This is a genomic window from Pseudobutyrivibrio ruminis DSM 9787, assembly GCF_900218035.1.
Classification (GTDB): Bacteria; Bacillota; Clostridia; order Lachnospirales; family Lachnospiraceae; genus Pseudobutyrivibrio; species Pseudobutyrivibrio ruminis.
On the sequence record NZ_OBMR01000002.1, the window covers coordinates 236,885 to 257,852 of the forward strand.

19 protein-coding genes are annotated in these 20,968 nt (G+C 37.7%); 1 reads left to right on the plus strand and 18 read right to left on the minus strand.

What is annotated here, in order from left to right:
• Nucleotides 1-22 precede the first annotated feature (22 nt).
• Nucleotides 23-1,345 (minus strand): tRNA (N(6)-L-threonylcarbamoyladenosine(37)-C(2))-methylthiotransferase MtaB, encoded by a 1,323-nt coding sequence (gene mtaB, locus CRN97_RS01180; protein WP_097075539.1) that lies wholly within the window; start codon nt 1,343-1,345, stop codon nt 23-25.
• Between the two features lie 111 nt (nt 1,346-1,456).
• Here mtaB and CRN97_RS01185 point away from each other — a divergent pair, with 111 nt between their 5' ends.
• On the plus strand, nt 1,457-1,687 hold the full coding sequence (locus CRN97_RS01185) for an HPr family phosphocarrier protein (protein WP_028243612.1): 231 nt from the start codon (nt 1,457-1,459) through the stop codon (nt 1,685-1,687).
• Between the two features lie 60 nt (nt 1,688-1,747).
• Here the strand turns inward: CRN97_RS01185 and thiI are convergent, their stop codons facing one another.
• The 17 genes from thiI to CRN97_RS01270 form a co-directional block, all read right to left on the minus strand.
• Nucleotides 1,748-2,929, minus strand: a complete 1,182-nt coding sequence (thiI, locus tag CRN97_RS01190; protein ID WP_097075540.1) for a tRNA uracil 4-sulfurtransferase ThiI — start codon at nt 2,927-2,929, stop codon at nt 1,748-1,750.
• 23 nt (nt 2,930-2,952) lie between these two features.
• Nucleotides 2,953-4,101: a cysteine desulfurase family protein gene (locus tag CRN97_RS01195; RefSeq protein WP_090478701.1), complete on the minus strand. Its 1,149-nt coding sequence runs from the start codon at nt 4,099-4,101 to the stop codon at nt 2,953-2,955.
• The gene (locus CRN97_RS01200) at nt 4,098-4,838 is read right to left on the minus strand and encodes an RsmE family RNA methyltransferase (protein ID WP_097075541.1); all 741 of its coding nucleotides are present in this window, start codon (nt 4,836-4,838) and stop codon (nt 4,098-4,100) included. The genes CRN97_RS01195 and CRN97_RS01200 overlap by 4 nt, the downstream gene beginning before the upstream one ends.
• A 4-nt stretch (nt 4,839-4,842) precedes the next feature.
• The gene (prmA, locus tag CRN97_RS01205; protein WP_044935046.1) at nt 4,843-5,799 is read right to left on the minus strand and encodes a 50S ribosomal protein L11 methyltransferase; all 957 of its coding nucleotides are present in this window, start codon (nt 5,797-5,799) and stop codon (nt 4,843-4,845) included.
• Nucleotides 5,800-5,847: 48 nt separating this feature from the next.
• On the minus strand, nt 5,848-6,702 hold the full coding sequence (locus tag CRN97_RS01210) for a DUF2225 domain-containing protein (RefSeq protein WP_097075542.1): 855 nt from the start codon (nt 6,700-6,702) through the stop codon (nt 5,848-5,850).
• Between the two features lie 39 nt (nt 6,703-6,741).
• Nucleotides 6,742-8,412 (minus strand): glutamine--tRNA ligase/YqeY domain fusion protein, encoded by a 1,671-nt coding sequence (locus tag CRN97_RS01215; protein ID WP_044934728.1) that lies wholly within the window; start codon nt 8,410-8,412, stop codon nt 6,742-6,744.
• Between the two features lie 38 nt (nt 8,413-8,450).
• On the minus strand, nt 8,451-9,314 hold the full coding sequence (locus tag CRN97_RS01220; RefSeq protein ID WP_242961981.1) for a rhomboid family intramembrane serine protease: 864 nt from the start codon (nt 9,312-9,314) through the stop codon (nt 8,451-8,453).
• Between the two features lie 83 nt (nt 9,315-9,397).
• The gene (locus CRN97_RS01225; protein ID WP_097075544.1) at nt 9,398-10,267 is read right to left on the minus strand and encodes a hypothetical protein; all 870 of its coding nucleotides are present in this window, start codon (nt 10,265-10,267) and stop codon (nt 9,398-9,400) included.
• Complete coding sequence (locus CRN97_RS01230) at nt 10,254-11,303, minus strand: galactose ABC transporter substrate-binding protein (protein ID WP_097075545.1); 1,050 nt, start codon at nt 11,301-11,303, stop codon at nt 10,254-10,256. The genes CRN97_RS01225 and CRN97_RS01230 overlap by 14 nt, the downstream gene beginning before the upstream one ends.
• A 9-nt stretch (nt 11,304-11,312) precedes the next feature.
• Complete coding sequence (locus tag CRN97_RS01235) at nt 11,313-12,257, minus strand: substrate-binding domain-containing protein (protein WP_179670636.1); 945 nt, start codon at nt 12,255-12,257, stop codon at nt 11,313-11,315.
• Nucleotides 12,244-14,067, minus strand: a complete 1,824-nt coding sequence (locus tag CRN97_RS01240; protein WP_097075547.1) for a sensor histidine kinase — start codon at nt 14,065-14,067, stop codon at nt 12,244-12,246. Before CRN97_RS01240 ends, CRN97_RS01235 begins: the two co-directional genes overlap by 14 nt.
• Complete coding sequence (locus tag CRN97_RS01245; protein WP_097075548.1) at nt 14,067-15,668, minus strand: response regulator transcription factor; 1,602 nt, start codon at nt 15,666-15,668, stop codon at nt 14,067-14,069. Before CRN97_RS01245 ends, CRN97_RS01240 begins: the two co-directional genes overlap by 1 nt.
• Nucleotides 15,669-15,766: 98 nt before the next feature.
• Entirely contained in the window at nt 15,767-16,933 is a 1,167-nt protein-coding gene (mmsB, locus tag CRN97_RS01250; RefSeq protein ID WP_081821942.1) for a multiple monosaccharide ABC transporter permease, read from the minus strand.
• Nucleotides 16,923-18,485, minus strand: a complete 1,563-nt coding sequence (gene mmsA / locus CRN97_RS01255) for a multiple monosaccharide ABC transporter ATP-binding protein (RefSeq protein ID WP_097075549.1) — start codon at nt 18,483-18,485, stop codon at nt 16,923-16,925. The genes mmsB and mmsA overlap by 11 nt, the downstream gene beginning before the upstream one ends.
• A gap of 68 nt (nt 18,486-18,553) precedes the next feature.
• Nucleotides 18,554-19,693, minus strand: a complete 1,140-nt coding sequence (chvE, locus tag CRN97_RS01260; protein WP_097075550.1) for a multiple monosaccharide ABC transporter substrate-binding protein — start codon at nt 19,691-19,693, stop codon at nt 18,554-18,556.
• 175 nt (nt 19,694-19,868) lie between these two features.
• Nucleotides 19,869-20,174, minus strand: coding sequence for an AzlD domain-containing protein (locus CRN97_RS01265; protein WP_074789012.1), 306 nt, complete (start codon nt 20,172-20,174; stop codon nt 19,869-19,871).
• Nucleotides 20,167-20,898: an AzlC family ABC transporter permease gene (locus tag CRN97_RS01270; RefSeq protein ID WP_097075551.1), complete on the minus strand. Its 732-nt coding sequence runs from the start codon at nt 20,896-20,898 to the stop codon at nt 20,167-20,169. The genes CRN97_RS01265 and CRN97_RS01270 overlap by 8 nt, the downstream gene beginning before the upstream one ends.
• Between the last annotated feature and the right edge of the window lie 70 nt (nt 20,899-20,968).

Consider the following 20,968-nt stretch of genomic DNA (forward strand, 5'->3'; position numbering starts at 1 on the left):
AATAATATTAATATACAAATGGCTAAATTTCAACAATCAAGTACTCATTATCTTTTGTGATGGAAACAGCTGTTGCCTTAACAATCACATTAGATAATGATTCTCCGTTTGACTTAATCGCACATTTTATATATTCCTTTGAAAATCCTACGAAGTAATTTTCACCATCAATCTGCGCTTCTTCTTCAAAAAGAATATCAAGCTCCTGACCAATGTGGTTTTGTCTGTAAGCTTTTGTCTGGATATTTCCTGCTTCGATGAGCTTAGCGCTTCTCTCTTTTTTGACTGCATTTATAATCTGATTTGGCATAGTAGCAGCCTTTGTGCCAGCACGCTTTGAATACGCAAATACATGAAGCTCTGCAAATGCGATTTCATCAACATATGCAACAGTCTCATTAAACTCTTCTTCTGTTTCACCAGGAAAACCTACGATTATGTCAGTAGTGATTGCTGGATTTGAAAAATACTTTCTAAGGATGTTAACTCCTTTAGTATACTCCTCAATTGTGTATTTTCTGTTCATTCTTTTAAGAACTGTATCGCAACCTGACTGAAGAGAAAGATGGAAATGAGGACACATCTTTTCAAGGGCAGAAACTCTCTTTGCAAAATCTTCTGTCACTATCTGTGGCTCAAGTGAACCCATACGAATACGTTCAATTCCATCTATTTTATGAACAGCTTCAAGCAAATCAGCTAAGTCGTAATCCTTACCATTACCATAAGATGAAAGATGTATTCCTGTAATAACAACCTCTTTGTATCCAGCTTGAGCAAGGCCAGTAACTTCCTTGATTACGTCATCGATATCTCTACTTCTAATACGACCTCTTGCAAAAGGAATGATGCAATAACTGCAGAATTGATTACAGCCGTCCTGAACCTTTACAAAAGCTCGTGTATGTTCAGAGTCCTTTTCGATAATCATATTTTCATATGCAACGTTGCCATCATTTATATCAACGCACTCAAGAATTGGACCTTCTAAAGAATCACGTTTCTCGAAGAATTCATGAACCTTTGCTACCAATTCATTCTTTTTATTGTTGCCAAGAATAATATCTGCGCCAAGCTCATCTGCAATATCTTTTCCAAAATTCTGCACATAACAGCCGGCAGCCACAACGCATGCATCTGGATTTAACTTTTTACATTTATGAATCATCTGACGAGATTTTCTGTCAGCAATATTCGTTACGGAACATGTATTTATTACATAAACATCAGCGCTCTCATCGAATCCTACGATTGTAAAACCGTCTTTTTTGAGGAGCTCTTCCATTGCTTCAGTTTCATATGCATTAACCTTGCAACCAAGGTTATGTAAAGCAGCTTTTTTCATTAGATTAAAAACCTTTCTATTTTTGTTAAAAGTGCAATACTTTATTGACTTTTAGGTACCATTGTTTTAGTATAAATTTATATTTTAAAACTATTAGAGGAGGCAAGCAGGATGAAAACAGTTCAAATTTCTCTTAACTCAATCGACAAGGTTAAGTCATTCGTTAATACTATTTCACAGTTTGACTATGATTTTGATCTTGTTAGCGGACGTTATGTAATCGACGCCAAGTCTATCATGGGTATTTTCTCCCTTGATTTATCTAAGCCAATCGACCTTACTGTACACGCTGAGGGTGATGCAGAAGACGTAATGTCTACATTAAAGGATTACATCGTTTAATTCTTTAAATCAATGTGTTAAATATTATGAGCTTTGCTATATTAGCAAAGCTCATATTTTTTATCTAACTTTAATAACCTCAACTGTATCTATAGCCTGCTTCATAAGCTCATCTATCTTCTCATCAAGATTATGCTCATGCTTTTCAATAGCCTCAAGCTTTGGCTTTGTAACAGGATGCTTTGCAACGAAAATTGTACAGCAATCCTCGTAAGGCAATATTGAAGTCTCGTATGTATCGATTTTCTCTGAAATATCTACAATATCCTGCTTATCAAATGCAATAAGTGGTCTGTAAACTGGAAGTGTACATACAGCATTTGTGCAGTTTAATGACTGCATAGTCTGGCTGGCAACCTGTCCAATAGACTCGCCTGTAACAAGACCAAGGCAATCATTTTCCTTAGCAAAGTGCTCCGCTATTCTCATCATGTAACGACGCATAATGATTGTAAGCTCTTCGTGAGCACACTGCTGATAAATGTATAGCTGGATATCTGTAAAGTTTACAATATGTAAATCAATTGGGCCTGAATACTTAGCAACAAGCTTTGCTAAATCTACTACCTTTTGCTTTGCCTGCTCTGAAGTGTATGGTGGCGCATGGAAATATGTGGCTGAAAGTGTAACACCACGCTTTGCAATCATATATCCGGCAACTGGTGAATCAATACCGCCTGATAAGAGAAGCATTGCTTTCCCTGCTGTACCAACTGGCATACCGCAAGGTCCAGGAATCTCTGTAGAATAGATAGCAATATTCTCTCTTACCTCTACGTAAATGATTCTGTCTGGATGATGAACATCAACATGCATCTCAGGGAAAGCATCAAGAAGTCTTGCACCAATTTCAGCAGCAACTTCCATAGAAGTCATAGGATACTGCTTGTTTGCTCTTCTACCCATTACCTTGAATGAGAAGTTCTTATCTGCAAATTCCTCATCAACATACTTGATAACAGCTTCCGCCATTTTATCGAAGCCTTCATCAGGTACTACAACTGTAGGACAAATAGCGCTGATACCAAATACATGCTGTAAAGTTGCGACTGCATCATCATAATCGTATTCACCTTCTACAGAAACTAAAATACGACCGCTCTGCTTCTTAACCACAAAGTGCCCATCAACACCATAAAGTGCTCTTTTAATCTGATGAACTAAGGCATCCTCGAATACATAACGATTCTTGCCTTTGACACCAATCTCTGAATATTTAATCAAAAATGCTTGATATGTCATTAATAATCTCCTTTAGATTATATTTATAAAACCATCATAGGAACCAATTCAGTCATAGCCTTAATTGCTTCCTCAATTTCTTCCATTGTATTTTCAGGGCAGAAACTAAAACGAATAGTACGCTCCAGTAAATCCTTTTCCAAGCCAATAGATTTTAATGTCTCACTGATTGCAGGCTTATTAGATGAACATGCCGAACCAGCAGAAACATAAATGCCATAAGTATCCTGAAGAGCATTAAGCATAACCTGCGCTCTTGTACGATTTCCCTTTATAGAAACGCTAACAATCTGAGGCGCACTGTTTTCATCGTGATGTCCATTAACTGTAACACCGTCTATTGCAGTAAGGCCTTCTATCAGTCTGAACTTCATTTCATACATGTGCTTTCTAGAAGCTTCGAGATTGTCATATGCTTCCTTCGCAGCAACACCAAGTGCAGCAATAGCTGGAACATTTTCTGTACCAGATCGCATGCCGTTTTCGTGTCCTCCACCAAGAATCTGAGGAACAACTCGTACTTTATCTTTGATATATATAAATCCAGAACCCTTTGGTCCATGAATCTTATGACCGCTAACTGTAAGAATATCCATTCCCATCTTCTTTGGAATAATATTCATTTTGCCGAATGCCTGAATAGCATCCACATGGAAAATAATTTCTGGATTGGCAGCCTTGATAATTTTAGCAGCTTCTTCTATTGGCTGAAGACTACCAATTTCATTATTAACCATCATGATAGATACAAAAATTGTATCTGGTCTGATTGCAGCCTTAAGCTCCTCTAAATCGATAACGCCATATTCGTCAGTACCAAGATAAGTAACATCAAAGCCTTGCTTTTCAAGGGCTTTAACAGGATTCAAAACACTTGCGTGCTCAATCTTGGTAGTAATGATGTGATTACCAAGACGCTTTCTTGCCTCTACGCCACCTTTAATAGCAAGATTGTTTCCTTCTGTACCGCCTGAGGTAAAATAGATTTCCTTAGGCTGGCACTTTAAAATGCCGGCAATAATCTCTCTGGATGTTTTGAGGTAATCCTTTCCTTTGTAACCCATGTTGTGCAAAGATGAAGGATTTCCAAAGTTTACCTGTAAGGCTTCCTGCATTATTTTAAGCGCACCATCAGAACATCTTGTGGTGGCTGAATTATCAAAGTATATCATTGTAGTTCTAATTCCTCGCTTTTTAGCATAAACATACTGAGTGAACAAATCGCTGCAGTTTCAGTTCTAAGTATTCTTCTACCTAAAGATATAAGCTTGCATTTGTCTTTTACAAGCTCAATTTCGGATTCATCAAATCCACCTTCAGGCCCAATAAATATACCAACACTCTGTCCCTTTTGCAAACCATTTATAACATCATAAGTATCTTTCATGCCATTTTTGCTTTCATAAGGAAGCAAAAGCAAATCAAGATTTGCTGCGTATTCCATAGCTTCCTTGAAAGAAAGGACATCATGAATAGCAGGCACAATTGAACGTTTTGATTGTTTAGCCGCTGTAAGGGCAACAGTCTGATATCGTGAAAGCTTATTCTTTTTCTTTTTATCATCAAGCTTTACTATACAGTTTTTCATCTGAACAGGAATGATTTCGAATACTCCAAGCTCTACGGTCTTTTCAATGATGGTTTCCATTTTATCCCCTTTAGGAATGGCCTGGAAAAGATAAATCTTGTTTGAAAGCTCAGTAGAGTTGACCTGCTCAGTGACATCAACTAAAAGCTCTTTATCCAAAATGTCGCTAACTGCACAAAGGTAATTATTGCCAGCTGCAGTAGAAACTCGGATGATTTCGCCCTTTTTAATGCGCACAACACGCACCAGGTGATGCATATCATCACCTGTGACAGTAAATCTTCCTTCTATTGGCTCTTCATTAACAAATATTTGCTGCATATTATTATTTACGAGCGGTAATATTTACCCACTCACCCTGATAATTAATCTCTACTATAGTAAGTCCAACTGCCTCAAGAGCCTCTTTTACTTCATTTTCCTTGAAATTGATAATTCCAGAAGAAATAAAGTAAGCTCCCTTCTTTAATGTTGGATAAATGGCTGGAGCCATACCAATAATGATGTCTGCCAAAATATTAGCAACAACTACATCATATTTTTCATAGCCCACTTTATCCTGTAAATCCTTGTCCTCAGTAAGATTTCCAACAAAGAAATCGCCTGCGTCCTTGGAAATATGATTTACTTCGAAATTCTCATAGGTAGACTCGATACAATCCTCATCGATATCTGTACCAACGATATGACACTTACCATCTAAAAGCTTATTAGCAATGATAGAAAGAATACCGCTACCACATCCTATATCAAGAATCTCGTCGCCTTCCTTAAGGTATTTCTTAAGCTGTCTAATGCAAAGCTGAGTAGTCTCGTGCTTTCCTGTTCCAAAAGAAACGCCAGGATCAATTTCAACAACCAGATTGTCCTTTGCATCTGCTGGGATTTCCTCCCATGTAGGCTTAATAAGAATATCTTCGATATAGAAGGCCTTGAAGAATTCCTTCCAATTGTTAACCCAATCTTCCTGCTTTGTAATAGATGTATCGATTGTTCCTTCACCGATATCCATCATATCCTTAAGCTCTGCTAAGCCAGCCTTTACCTCGGAAAGCTTTGACTCATGATCCTCGTCCTCTCCTAAATAAAAGCATACTCGAGATGTACCATCATCATCAGGTAAATCAGGCTGAAGCTCTTTGAATTCTCCGCCCTGCTTTTCTCCAGAAACTGGTACATTATTTTCAATTTCAATAGAGACAATATCTAGTTCCATCAGCATTGCGCTAACAAAATCCTCTGCCTCTGTTGTTGTATTTATAGAATATTTAATCCAATTCATAATTACCTCAAAAAAACACATATCAGAATAATCTGATATGTGTCAATTCTACTTTGCTCCTTGTTTTGCAACAATATCTTCCTTAAGCTCTAAGCACTTATCCTTAAGCTTTCTGGAAGTACTAGGTGACTGAATAAGTCTTGCGATAAGCTTCATAGCTGCATCGTATTTTTTATAGTGAACTGACATATTAGCAAGCATATATTCAACTGCCTCTGATGCCATTCCGCAATATGGAGGAGTTTCTGATGAAACAGCCTTCATAAAGCCTTCATATGCCTGTGAGTAGAAACCTTCGTATTCTTTTTGAATCATATCTACAATCTTTGAATCAGCATCCTTGTTTCCCTCAAGCTCTTTAAGCTGTGCTCTACGAAGCCAAGCTATCTTAAGGCAAACGTAAGCTTTCTCAGACATCTTTGCACGCTTTTTCATTGTACAAATCAATGCAAGCTTAAACTTTTCGATTGAATATTCATATGAATATGTCTCAGGAAGTGCTGTCTCCTTCTGTGGCTTAAAGCTTGGGCAGAACTCAGCTCTGATAAGCTTAACACGGGCTGTGTCAATCTTAGCAAATGTAGTATCAAGAGCAGAATAACCACAGTTTGGACATGACATAAAGTCGTATTTGCACTTGTCAACGTGCTCGTAATTAGGTCTTAAATCGAAATCAGGCTCTAATCTCTTAAGCTTTGTAGCAAGTACAGCCTTGATAGGAAAATCCTTATCGCAAACTGGACATCTAACCTTTTTATCAATGATAAAATCCTTCTCAGTTTTAACGACAGGTGCTGCTGCTGTCTTTTGCGCAGCATCCTTCTTTGGCTTGTCATCCGCCAAAATATCAAGCTCTCCGTCCATAGAGAAGCCAAATTTTTCCATTCCAGATAATAAATTCATTTTGCAATCCTTTTCTAAATAGATTACTAAATCTATAACTTAGTTATTTGTAGGCAATTTAAATGAGCTCTTTAAAGAAACAATTCTATTAAACACTAATGCATCTGGCTTTGAGTCCTTAGAATCAACGCAGAAGAAGCCTTGTCTAACAAATTGGAAACTATCATAAGCCTTGGCATCCTTAAGGGATGGCTCAACAAGACAATCTTTAAGAACTGTAAGTGAGTTTGGATTAAGATTTAAACTACCATCCTCATTATACACTCCTTTTTCTTCATCTACAATGTTTTCATAGAGACGAACCTCTGCCTTAAGAGCTGTCTTAGCAGCTACCCAGTGAATTGTTCCCTTAACCTTACGTCCATCAGGTGCATCTCCACCCTTTGTAGCTGGGTCGTATGTACAGTGAATGCAAGTAACCTTGCCGTTTTCATCTGTTTCATAGCTTGTGCATGTAACAAAGTATGCATTCATTAAACGTACTTCGTTGCCTGGGTAAAGTCTGAAATACTTCTTAGGAGGCTCAATCATGAAATCCTCTCTATCGATGTATAATTCCTTGCCAAAAGGAACCTGTCTGCTTCCAAGCTCAGGATTCTCTAAGTTGTTTGGAGCATCAAGCCATTCAACATCATCACTCTCGTAATTATCAATAACAAGCTTAACTGGGTCAAGAACAGCCATAACACGGCCACGGCTAGTCTTTAAGTCCTCTCTGATACAGTACTCAAGCATTGCATAATCAGATGAAGAATTAGCCTTTGAAACACCAGAAAGCTCAACAAATTTTCTGATTGATGAAGGTGTAAAACCACGACGTCTAAGAGCTGCAATTGATACAAGACGTGGGTCATCCCAACCGTCTACAATTCCATCCTCAACGAGCTTCTTGATATATCTCTTTCCTGTAACAACATTTGTAAGATACATCTTTGCAAACTCAATCTGACGTGGTGGATTTGGGAAGCCTGCTGACTTAACAACCCAATCATAAAGAGGTCTGTGGTCCTCAAACTCTAATGTACAGATTGAATGTGTGATACCTTCAAATGCATCCTCAAGTGGATGTGCAAAATCGTACATTGGGTAGATGCACCATTTATCACCTGTGTTGTGATGTGTCATGTGAGCAACTCTGTAAAGAATTGGATCTCTCATATTGATGTTAGGTGAAGCCATATCGATTTTAGCTCTAAGTGTATGGCTACCATCCTCATACTTGCCAGCCTTCATGTCTTCAAACATAGCAAGGTTTTCCTCGATAGAACGGTTTCTATTTGGATCTTCCTTACCTGGATGCTCGAAGTCACCACGGTACTCTCTCATCTCATCAGCTGTAAGATCAGAAACATAAGCAAGACCCTTTTTGATAAGGTCAACTGCTACTTCGTACATTCTATCAAAGTAGTTTGAAGCGAAATAGAGATGCTCTCCCCAATCAGCTCCTAACCACTGAATATCTGCCTTAATTGAATCAACGAACTCTACCTTTTCCTTTGTAGGGTTTGTGTCGTCGAATCTCATATGGAACTCACCGTTGTACTTCTCAGCGAGACCATAGTTTAAAATGATTGACTTTGCATGGCCAATGTGTAAGTAACCATTTGGCTCAGGTGGGAAACGTGTACAAACATGGTCGTAAACGCCCTCCTTTAAATCCTTGTCAATTTCAAGCTCGATAAAATTTTTGCTAACTACTTCTTCACTCATTATCTATTTATTGTCCCTTCAATAATTATATTTTAGATTTATCTAATGTGATTGTGTGTAAACAAATGATCACTGCAATATTCATAATTACCATTACATTTACTACAGAATCTGAACTCCAAACCTGGGTTTGTAAGCTCTGTGCGCCCACACACAGCACATTTATGTCTTGCAATAGGTGTGCCATCACGGTACTGAGTACGTGGTGGTGTTGCCTGTCGTTTAAACTCGTTTCGTCTATGGATATCCTTTGGATTGAATCGTGTCATATTTTTAGTAGAAAAATAGAATATGACGAAGTTCAAAAGGGATGCAATAATTGGAACAGCTGCAGCCCAATTACCTGTAAGCAGATTTGCTAACACTTCATAACCGATAATTACTACATAAAAGATTGAAAGCCATTTCATCTTTACAGGAATAACAAAGTAAAGCAACAACTGCATATCTGGAAAATACATTGAAAACGCCAAAAATATGGACAGATTAATGTAATATGTGCTTACAACACCGCCAATACTAGCATATGGATCGCCGTTGATAAAATAGGTAAGGAATGCACCAATAATAGTAAAGAGAATTCCTCCGAAAATATATACATTAAAACGAAATGTACCCCATGTGTTTTCTAACACCCCACCTAATTGATAATAAAGAATGAACATAAAAACTGCCCATATAATGCTAATTCTAGGTGGAATAAGAACCCATGTAAATAATCTCCATATCTGCAAGTCATGGATAATATAATAAGGTTCTAATGTAAGATAAGAAATATAAGGAACCCCTGTATATTTTTCACCAAACAAAAGACAATATCCAACAGCGTAACCTAACAGTAAATAAAGTGTCAGGTTTCTAATTGCATATTTACCGAATTTTTTCTCTAATTTATTTAGCAAAATAAACCTCCATTTAGTCTTTTAGACATAAATATAGACTTTAAAGATTATACCCCTTTAAAGCCTATATTAGCAACTGTTATTTAAAATATAACCACAATAAGTCCTATCAAAGCAACAAATAAAATAGACACAATAACAATAGTGATTTTTGCTGCCACATCGATAATTTTAGGAAGCATATAGCTTTCATCTCCTAATATCAATAAATGAATAATATAAGGAATGGCTCCTAGCACACCAATTATTGCAAATGCAGTGATTGTCACTGGAAAACAAACAATAGCCCAGATTTTCTTGTTTTCATCTAAATTTCTAAACCATATACTAAAAAAAATAAAGAAAAAGCCAAAAACAAAAAACTCTAAGCCAGAAATTAAGCAGGAAACAAAACTTCCAATACCAAAATTAGGAGAAAAGGCTGCACCATACAAAGGATCTAGCATATCGATTAAACTAAAAACAATTCCTGCCACGCCAAAAGCCAAAGGAATTTTGAATCTTTGCTTAAGCGGTATTCTCCCATGACGATTAGTTTTCTTCCTAGCTTCCTTGAAATATGACTTCGCAGCTTCATTATTTACATCGGAAGCATTCTTTACTTGAAATCTGTTACTATTCTTTTTGCTATCTTTAATATCCTTTTTTAACGAATCAATAACTATCGGATTTGCCTTTCTTAAATCCACAGCAAATGTGTAATCCTTTGATTCCAAATACATAAAATCGCCTTTACAAATAACCTTAGAGATTTCATCTAAAGAAACTGTAATATCTTTAAAAAGTCCCGATTCATTTTTTATAACCTCTCGAATACTTTCATTGTCAAAGTACAAATAACTTTCAGCATTATTTCTACCAAACATCTCAATATCAGGAAGATTATTTCCTCTATAGTCGGCCTTAATTTTTGCAATTATTTCTTCGCTATAGTCATGTTCAATCTGTGTCATAATTTTCAGCATTCTCCCTAGTTATTATCTCATAAGGGACATAATAATACTTATTATTCTCCAGTTCAATATCCGAAGGAATATGCCCATCAACTGCAAGACTATATGATATATGAGCTATAATCTCCCCCTTCTTTTTGGCATTATTGTAAACCGTACCAGCGATTAGCCCTTCCTTCACTGCTTCGATAGTTTCTTCCTGACCATTAACTCCTACAATTAAAGGATAGGTTTGCACACCAAATTCAGTCAATGCATCAAGTGCACCAATAGCCATATTATCATCATTAGCCAGAACCAATTCTATCTGCCTAGGGTAGCCTGCCAAAAGAGATGTCATTTTTGTTTGGGCCTGTTTTCTATCCCAATTTGCTATTTCATCTCCCAACATTTCCATCTCGTATCCCGCAGATTTTATTGTTTCCACAGAAACACGACTTCGAAGGATGGCATCCTGGTGGCCAGCTTCCCCCTCTAAAAGAACATATTGGATGATGCCGTCCCCATTAACATCAATCTCATCAAATCGTTCATTTAACTCATCTATCACAATCTGCCCCTGCATCTGGCCACTATCCTCAGGTCTGGCGCCAACATAATAAAGCTTGTTAAATCGTTTCAAATCATCTTCTACAAGCTCGCGATTAAAGAAAATAATTGGAACATCGGCTGATTTGGCGGCCTCAATTATTACAGAAGGATCTGTTCTATCAACCAGATTCACACATATGACGTCATAGTTTTTTTCGATAAAATCAATAACCTGGTCGTTTTGTACCAACTGATTCTTGCCAGAATATACAACAGTACTATCAACTTCAATATCATTTTCCGTACCATATAGCGCTAGATAATCTTCAATATTATGCCTGATTTCTTCTGTAAAAGGATCATACTGATTGTACATAGTAATACCAATTCTTATTACCTGAGGTTCAGTCTTTTCCTTGGATTGAACCATATGGTAGCCGCCAAAAATACCGCCAGCCACAGCAATTAATGCTATTCCACACAAAAATAACCTTCTCTTACTCATTACATCCTCTTATTTAACAAATGGAAATAGGATTTTTTCATACTCCTCTGAATAAATCTGTTCTTTATTGATTATGTAATAAAGAGGCACGCCTTCATCAGAAACCTTATCTCCATTATTAAGCACAGCCTTTACCGCCAAATACCCTATTGTATAATCATCCTTACAGGCAAGAGCTTGAATAGAACCACTATCAAGGTAATAAACTGCAGCCTGTCTATCATCAACTCCATAAATTGCAAAGCCTGATTTTTGATCAACCCCCAATGACATTGCACAATCAAGCACATTGGCATCCAACAAAATCATTCCGTTATACAATCCAGATTTGTATATGTTATAAATATGGTTTATTAGGGAGCTATCATCCATGGTGACATATTCTCTCTTTAAATAGACATCCGAACCATCTACAGCTTCCTCAAGTCCCTTGATAAAATTCAGATTATTTACAGAATCCGAACTATACATAACATACAAGGAACCTGAAAAGCCATCGTCGATTATATATTTACCGTAATCTTTTCCCATAGAATAGTCATCAGCAATGATTGAATATTTATCATCCCCACAGCTACCATTTTTTACAAACCTGACTTTGCTTTTCAGGCCTTGTTCTTTTATATATTCGTAGAGCTCGTCATAGTAGCCAGATGCCACATAAACATATTCAGCCCCCTCGTATATCTGTCTATTGATTAGCTCTATTTCGCCTTCCACTCCAGCAGATACAGGGCTATTCAAAAATGTAACCTGACACTTGTTGTCTAGCGCAGCTGTTTCAGCACCAGATTTTAATGTTTCCCAGTCGTCCAGATTGTCTCCTGTAACAACAAATGAAATACGCTCATCCTCTCCCTCAAATACACTAGAGTTGGCGTAAACATAAAACTCAACAATGATCAATAGGATAAGTACAAGGAACATACCGATAAAGAATCTATTTCTTCTCATTTCCATCACCTCCCATATATTCCTGGTAGGAAATCTTTGGCAAATGAATTATGGCAGTAGTTCCTACATCCAATTCGCTTTCAATTTTCAGTCCATAGTCCTCCTTAAAATACAGGTTGATACGCTGATTGATATTCCACAATCCGATACCAGAGCCTTTGCCTTGAGATTTGCCCTTTTCCTTAAGCAAATCCTTCAGTTTCTCCGGAGGAATTCCCATTCCATTATCCTTAACCTCGATATAAATATCTCCGTCTTTTTCATAGCCCTTTATATCTATTACGCCTTCATCATACAAATCCCCCACAGCATGATAAATGGCATTTTCGATAAGAGGCTGAATAATAAGCTTGATAGTAATGCAATCCTCTATCGCAGGATCAACGTCGATATTGGCTTCAAATTTATTTTTATAGCGCACCTTCTGGATGGCTAAATAATTCTTTGCATGGGTAATCTCATCTCTGATTGTAATGATGTTGTTGCCCTTGCTAAGACTGATTCTAAACAGTGATGCCAGGCTTGTAATCATAGAAATAGCCTCTGGATATTTCTCCGATTCAATCATCCAAACAACAGAATCCAAGGTATTATAAAGGAAATGTGGATTTATCTGGGCCTGCAGGGCATTCAATTCGGATTTACGTTTTTCTTTTTGCTCCGCAACGCTTTCTTCCATCATTGTCCTCATCTGGACTACCAAAGATTTGATGGTGCGGCCCAAATGTCTGATTTCATGAGTACCACCGATAAAAATCACATCTTCATCAAGCATACCTGCATCAATAACGCCAATGGAATCTTCAAGCTTCTTTATTGGATCAGTAACCACTCTTGCAATGAAAAGGTTTCCAAAAAGAATCATAAAAATAGTTATTGTAAGAATAATAAGCATGAATACACGCAGCTGGAAGCTTTCACCTATCAGCTCCTTAACAGGTGTTACTGATACTATTTTCCACCCTGTATAGCCTACCGTTTTCACGATAACAGCTCTCTCATTGCCTTCAAATGTCTCGATATAGTTTCCATCATCATAGCCGGATGCCACAATATTATTTTCGTTTGCAAGACCTGAATATATAGCCTTCTGAGCAGGATGATATATTATTTCTCCATTTGAATCTATCAGATAGACATAGCCCTCACCTGACTCATTTGCTTTCATAAACATCTGCTCTATAGCAGAATAGTTCATGTCTACCAAAAGGATTCCTCGCCTGATGTAGCCCATGTAATTCAAGTCGATACTACGAGTGAGAGAAACTACCCAATAATATCGATAATTGTCGCTTTCAAACATGTTTTGTACATGTGGAGCAGAAAAATGAAAATTCTCCACTTTCTCTTCTTCAGTATCGCTAAACCAGGACTGCTCCGTAAAATCCACCCCATTTTTTCTGGTGGCAATTGGCGCAGCAGAAATAAGGGCCCCATCCTGGGAAATGCAGGCGATGCTGATAAGATCATCCTTATTCGCCTCGTACAGGATATCCATTTCTTTAGTCATACTATCGCTAGTCAAATCCAGATTCTTGATTACGCTGTAGTACATACTATTTGAAACGCCCATCATATTACGTAAATACGAATTAAGATTCCAACTTATCTGCTCTACTATCTTCTCATCGTTATCAATAGCATTCTGTCTAGATGTATTGATATAGTTTGTATAAAAGGCCATGGCCATAAAGCTCATACTGATTATGGCAACCAAGGTGAAGGAAATAGAAATAACAAGCTGAATACTTCTTCGCTTGGAAGCACGACGCAATCTATGAAATTGATTTTGAAAATCAAAAAGTTTCATTAGCTTTCCCTTTGCTGTCTATACTTTGATGGTGATATGCCATAAGCCTTTTTAAATACATAGCTGAAATAATTTGGCTCATCGTAGCCAACAAGACCTGCAATTACATAGGCCTTTTCATCTGTAGTTTCAAGCAGCTCTACTGCCTTTTTCAACCTAATATCAGTTAGATATGATACAAAGCTTTCCCCTGTGTTTTTCTTAAATACAGCAGAAAAATAATTAGCGCTTACATTAAGATTTGAGCAAACTTTATCTACCGACAAATCTGAATCCTTAAAATGCTCCTTGATATATTCCTTCGCTTTATCTACAAGCACTTCCGTGGAGTCCATTCGACTCTTTTTGATTTCCTTTTGTATGAAGAAACACTTATCTAAAAACCACTTTTCTACATCCTGTATTGAATCGATGTTGTCCAAAAACTCAAAAATATCTCCATCATTACCATCAATTGATGAGCCTGAAATATCATAATTCTTTGCAAGCTTAAGGACCTCAAAATAAGCCTCCAAAATAGAAATCTTCATCTGGTACAAGCCAATTCCTTTTTCACTAAAGTTAGAAAAGAATTCATGAATAGCTCCATTCAATTCATCAGTAGAGCCAATCTTGATAAGCTTAAGTATCGTATTTACGTTATCATTTTCAAAAAGATTGATTTCTGTCTTGTCCGGCTCCACATCCATAATTGAAAATGCCTGGTTTTCATCAAAAAGCTTTCTATAGGCAGTGGCCTCCCTGGCTGATTTGAATGAACTAAACAAATCCTTCAAATCGTTAACCATCATTCCTACACCTGCAGTAGTAGGCACCTCTATAAGCTTGGCTGAGAGCTTACAAATCATATCCAGATTAGATACAAACTCCTCGTACTCATCTTCTTTCTCAAAGCAGCCCAGCACAATAACATTACCCAGGTAATTTAAGCAATGATAATTTCCGTAATCCTTTAATGTTTCCTTTGCAAGCTGATTCAGGGAAACAGAAAAAAGCTTTCTATCGGTTGTATTAAATTGTTCACTGTTTTCAAAGGATAATTTGATTATGCCGACGGCATAGAAATTCCCCTTAATATCTTCTCCGTAATCAGACGCTATCTCAGCTATCCTATCGACCTCAATATGCCCCTCAATAAGGCCAATAAGAAACTGTTCCCTAAAAAATGGGAAGCTCTCCTGATAGTACTTTTCAAGATTTTGAAGATTGCGTCTCTTGTCAAACTCCTCGTCCAAGGTGTGTTTGAGACGAGTAAAAATAGAATGCAGCTCATCTGCATCAATAGGCTTTAAAATATATTCCTCGGCTGATAGCTCGATTGCTTCCTTGGCATATTCGAACTCATCATAGCCAGAGAAAATAACGAATTTTGTTGCAGGAAGCTCCGCCTTTAACTGCTTTGAAAACTCAAGGCCATTCATGAAAGGCATGTTAATATCGGTCATAACCACATCCGGCTGAGCCTCAAGCGCTCTCTCCAAAGCATCCTGACCGTTTTCAGCAGTTGCAACAACATTAAACCCCAAATCCTGCCAATTAATCTTTTTTTCAATGGCGATGCGGACTTCCTCCTCATCGTCTACAAGCATAACATTATACATAAAAACCTCTCCCTATAAATAACGACCCCCATCGTTATCTATGATTATAACAAAAAAGGATGCCCTAGGGCATCCCTTTTGTAGCTTATATTTAATGTTTAGTTCTTTTTACGCTTTGAAAGAACGTCTACAGTAACAGCGCCAAGAAGTACAGCACCCTTTACGATTTTCTGGATATCTGTTGACCATCCAAAAAGTGACATACCGTTGTTAAGAACACCCATAACGAAGGCACCAACAACTGCACCAAGAATAGAACCAGAACCACCAGCTACGGCAGCACCACCGATGTAGCAAGATGCAATAGCATCCATCTCGAAACCATCACCAGCCTTTGGAGTTGATGATCCGTTTCTAGCTGAAAGAACGATACCTGCGATAGCTGCAAGAACGCCCATGTTTGTGTATACCCAGAAGAAAACCTTATTTGTATCAATACCTGAAAGGTTAGCTGCTTTTCTGTTGCCACCTAATGCATAAATCTGGCGACCTGCAACAGTCTTTGTTGTAACAAATGCATATATTCCGATAAGCACAACCATAATAAGAAGTACAAATGGAAGTCCGTTATAACGAGCAAGCTTGTAGAAGAAGAACCAAATGATAAACAGCTCGATTACAAGCTTTGTGACTGTCTGCCATGTAGGAGTAAGTACAAAGTTATATTTCTTCTTTGTCTTGATTCCTCTGATTTCGTTCCAAATAAGAGCTACAGATGCAATAAGTGCAACAGCAATTGAAACTAAATCAAGAATACCATCACCAAAGAATATTTTGTATGTAGGAAGGAAGCCTGCACCGATGAAGTTGTAGTTTGAAGGAAGAGGACCTTTTGTCTGAGCCTGTAAAAGTGTGTATGTTAATCCTCTACCCATAAGCATTGTAGCAAGGGTAACTACGAATGGTGGGATACTCAAATATGCTATAAAGAATCCAGCAAACATACCAACTAAAAGGCCGATAGCAAGTGCTGCAATAATTGCAACCCACATATTCATTTTGTAGTCCATCATCATGATACCGGCTGTGGCACCACACAATGCAACTACAGAACCAACACCAAGGTCAACGTTACCTGTTAATACGCAAAGCAACATACCGATTGCAAGGATAACAACGTAACCATTTTGCATAACAAGGTTGTTGATGTTCATTGGTGTAAGGTTTTTGCCACCAGTAAGAATGGCAAATATCAAATAAATAACAATAAGGGCAATGAACATGCCGTATTGTTTCATATCAAGACTAGCTTTTTTATTTTTCATTTCCATCATCCTTTCTATTATGTGCCATTACACACTGCATGATTTTTTCTTGAGATACTTCTGCACTAGAAAGCTCTCCCGCAATCTCGCCCTCATTGATAACGTAAATACGGTCACAGGTACCAATGATTTCAGGCATTTCAGAAGAAATAACAATGACTGCTTTTCCAGCCTTTGCTAAATCGTTGATAATACAGTAAATTTCGTATTTAGCACCAACATCGATACCACGAGTTGGCTCATCCAAAATCAATACATCCGGTTGTGTAAGCATCCATTTAGCAAGGACAACCTTCTGCTGGTTACCACCTGAAAGTGATCCAACAACCTGATTGATGGAATTCGATTTTACGTTAATCTTCTTTTTATATTCTTCAGCCGCAAGGATTTCCTCGTTCCCATTAATAACACCATGCTTTGAGAAGAACTTAGGACGAGCAGCAAGTGTCATATTCTCCTTGATATCGCCAATAAGAATAAGACCATTTGTCTTTCTATCCTCAGTTACATACGCAAGCTTGTTATCAATAGCATCCTTGACTGTATTTAAATGGACTTCTTTGCCATTTATCTTTACAGTTCCTGAGATTTTCTGACCATAGCTATGACCGAATACACTCATGGCAAATTCGGTACGGCCTGCTCCCATCAGACCAGCCAGGCCAACAACCTCACCAGCTTTAACTTCGATATTAATGTCCTTAAGTACCTGACGATCTGGATCATCAGGATGATATACATTCCAATTCTTAACCTCAAAGATTGTATCACCAATAGTGACACCTTCTCTTTCAGGATAACGATTAGTCATTTCACGACCAACCATTGCCTTAATTACTCTATCTTCAGAGAAATCATCTACACCCTTAACAAGTGTTTCGATTGTCTTACCATCTCTGATAATTGTAACGGCATCAGCAACATAGCTAATCTCGTTCAATTTGTGAGAAATAATAATACATGTAATACCCTGCTTCTTTAATTCAAACATGATATCAAGAAGCTTCTTTGACTCCTCATCATTCAAAGCCGCTGTAGGTTCGTCCAAAATAAGAAGCTCAACCTTTTTTGCCATTGCCTTTGCAATTTCAATAAGCTGCTGTTTACCAACACCAAGTGAATTAACAGGGGCATTGACATTTTCATTTTCAAGACCAACTCTAGATAACATTTCCTGGGCTTTTTGTCTTGTCTTTGTCCAATCAATTACGCCCTTCATTTTAAGCTGTTCGTTACCTAGAAAAACATTTTCAGCAATTGAAAGAAGTGGGCTAAGAGCAAGCTCCTGATGGATAATAACGATTCCTTTCGCCTCTGAATCTCTTAAGTTATGGAATTTGCAGATTTCGCCGTGATATTCAACATCTCCCTCATATGAGCCGTATGGATAAACTCCTGATAAAACATTCATCAGAGTAGATTTTCCAGCACCATTTTCCCCACAAAGAGCATGAATCTCTCCCTTTTTAACCTGCAGATTAACATCATCAAGGGCTCTAACTCCAGAAAACTCTTTTACAATATGCTTCATTTCCAAGATGTAATCTGACATATTCTTCTCCTTCTTAAAAGTAATGGCGACTTAAGACTAAGCCGCCACTACAATTAATACATTAATTACTATTCAGCTAACTGCTCCTCTGTGTAGTAGCCACCGTCAACAATGATTTCTTTGTAGTTGTCCTTATCTACTGCAACTGGTGTGCAAAGGTATGAAGGAACTGTAATCTTTCCATTGTTGTACTGCTCTGTGTCGTTGATTTCTGGCTCTGAACCTTCAAGAACTGCTTGAACCATTGTTACGCACTTGTCAGCAAGAAGACGTGTGTCTTTGTAGATTGACATTGTCTGTGATCCAGCGATGATGTTCTTTGTAGCCATAAGCTCAGCATCCTGACCTGTGATAAGTGGCCAATCTTCGCCAACTGTGTAGCCTGCTCCTTCAAGAGCTGCCTTACATCCATATGCAAAACCATCAAAAGCTGTTGCACAGATATCAAGCTTTTCATCAGCATAGAAACCTGTTAAGTAGTTTTCACAGTTCTGCTGTGCTGTTTCCTGAGACCATCTGAGGATACATGTATCATCAAATGATGTTCTACCTGACTTACATACTAATGTACCATCATCAAGGTATGGCTGAAGAACTTCCATAAGTCCGTTGTAAAGCATTACAGCGTTGTTATCATCTGGAGATCCCATGAAGAACTCGATTGTGTAAGTCTCATCTGTGTTAGCCAAATCCTTTGACTCTTCGATGTACTTACCAATTGCTGTACCAACACCCTTGTTATCGAATGTTGCATAGTAGCTTACAGCGTCTGTATCCATAAGAAGTCGGTCATAAGCGATGATAGGAATACCAGCTTCCTTAGCCTGCTCTTCTACGTTTACAAGAGCTGATGAGTCAACTGCAGCGATTACTAAGCAATCAGCGCCAGCAGCGATCATGTTCTCAATCTGAGATACCTGAGCCTGAACGTCATCCTCAGCATACTGAAGATCAACTTCATATCCGAGAGCCTCAAGCTTCTCTTTCATGTTGCTACCATCGTTAATCCATCTCTCTGAAGACTGAGTAGGCATTGCAACTGCAACTCTCTTTCCGTTTGAAGCTGCTGGTGCAGAAGAATCAGAAGATTCTGTTGCTGTGTCAGTTGTAGCAGCTGGATCAGCGCCTGTGTCTGCAGGGCCACATCCTGCAAATAACCCCATTGCAAGAGCGGCTGTCATCATTAAACCTAGAACACGTTTTTTCATTTTACCTTCTCCTCCTGTGTTTTCTTGACAACTTTGTTGTCGTTTTTAACTATGAATAAATAATAACAGTTCACTTTTTTGTTTAAAATATAAAATTCTATTTAAAAATATCAAAATTCTACACAATAAAAAAAGACTCCTAAGAGTCTTTTTTGTGATTATTGCAAGTTAAACATCATATCAAAACCAATTCCGCTATAAATACAACCACGCAACAAAGTGCTGCTACTTTAAATAGGCTTTGATTAAACCAAGCTGCTACAACTCCCACAATCAATGCAATTATTCCAGCAAGCTTCACCTGTGTTGCATCAATGATAGCGGGAAATGTCATAACTGCAAGAGTTACATATGGAACGTAATATAAAAACGAACGAATAAATCGATTCTTTATTTGCTTTCTAAAAACAGTGACCGGCAAAATACGTATAAACGTACTGACAAGTGCTGCCACCAATATATAAATATAAGTCCTAGTCATCGTCTTCCTCCATAGGATGTGGAAATAGTATTGCAGCTACAGCAGCAATTACAACAGTAAGAATAATAGTTTTCGTTCCAGCTGATATGGATGCAAAAACATCTAATCTAGATGCTAAATAGCTAAGAACAAAGCTTATTATAATTAACACTGCCACTATTCTATGCTTTCTAGCTTCCGGCATAATGCAAGCTAAAAACATTCCATACAAAGCAACAGAAAATGCACTCACAACTCTAAGAGGCATCAGCTCTCCTGCCACAATTCCACATGAAGTTCCAAGAGCCCAGCAAGGAACTGCTATAGCACAAGCTCCATAATTATATATAGGATTGATAAAACCAGGCCTGTTAATGGTTATGGCAAATATTTCATCAGTAACACTAAATCCCACTAGCATTCTATGAATCAAAGGGGTTTTAGGATCAAATTTTTGACTTAAGGCCGTAGACATCAGTAGATATCTAGCATTTACAACCAAAGTCATAATTGCCATTTCTACAAAACCAGCTCCAGCAGCCACTACAGTATATACGGCATATTCACCTGCGCTAGCTCTATTTAAAAAGGAATTAATAAAACCCTGCAATGGAGTAAAATGTGCTGTTCTAGCCAGAATTCCAAGAGAAAATGCAACAGCAAAATATCCTAATCCAATAGGAACCCCATCTCTTACTCCTTCTCTAAAAACTGTTAAATTAGAATTAGTTTTTTTCAAATTCATTTTATTCCTTTATTTCACCAATTTTTTAAACATTTTTCTTCTCAAAAGTGTAAAATAATATGCATAGGAG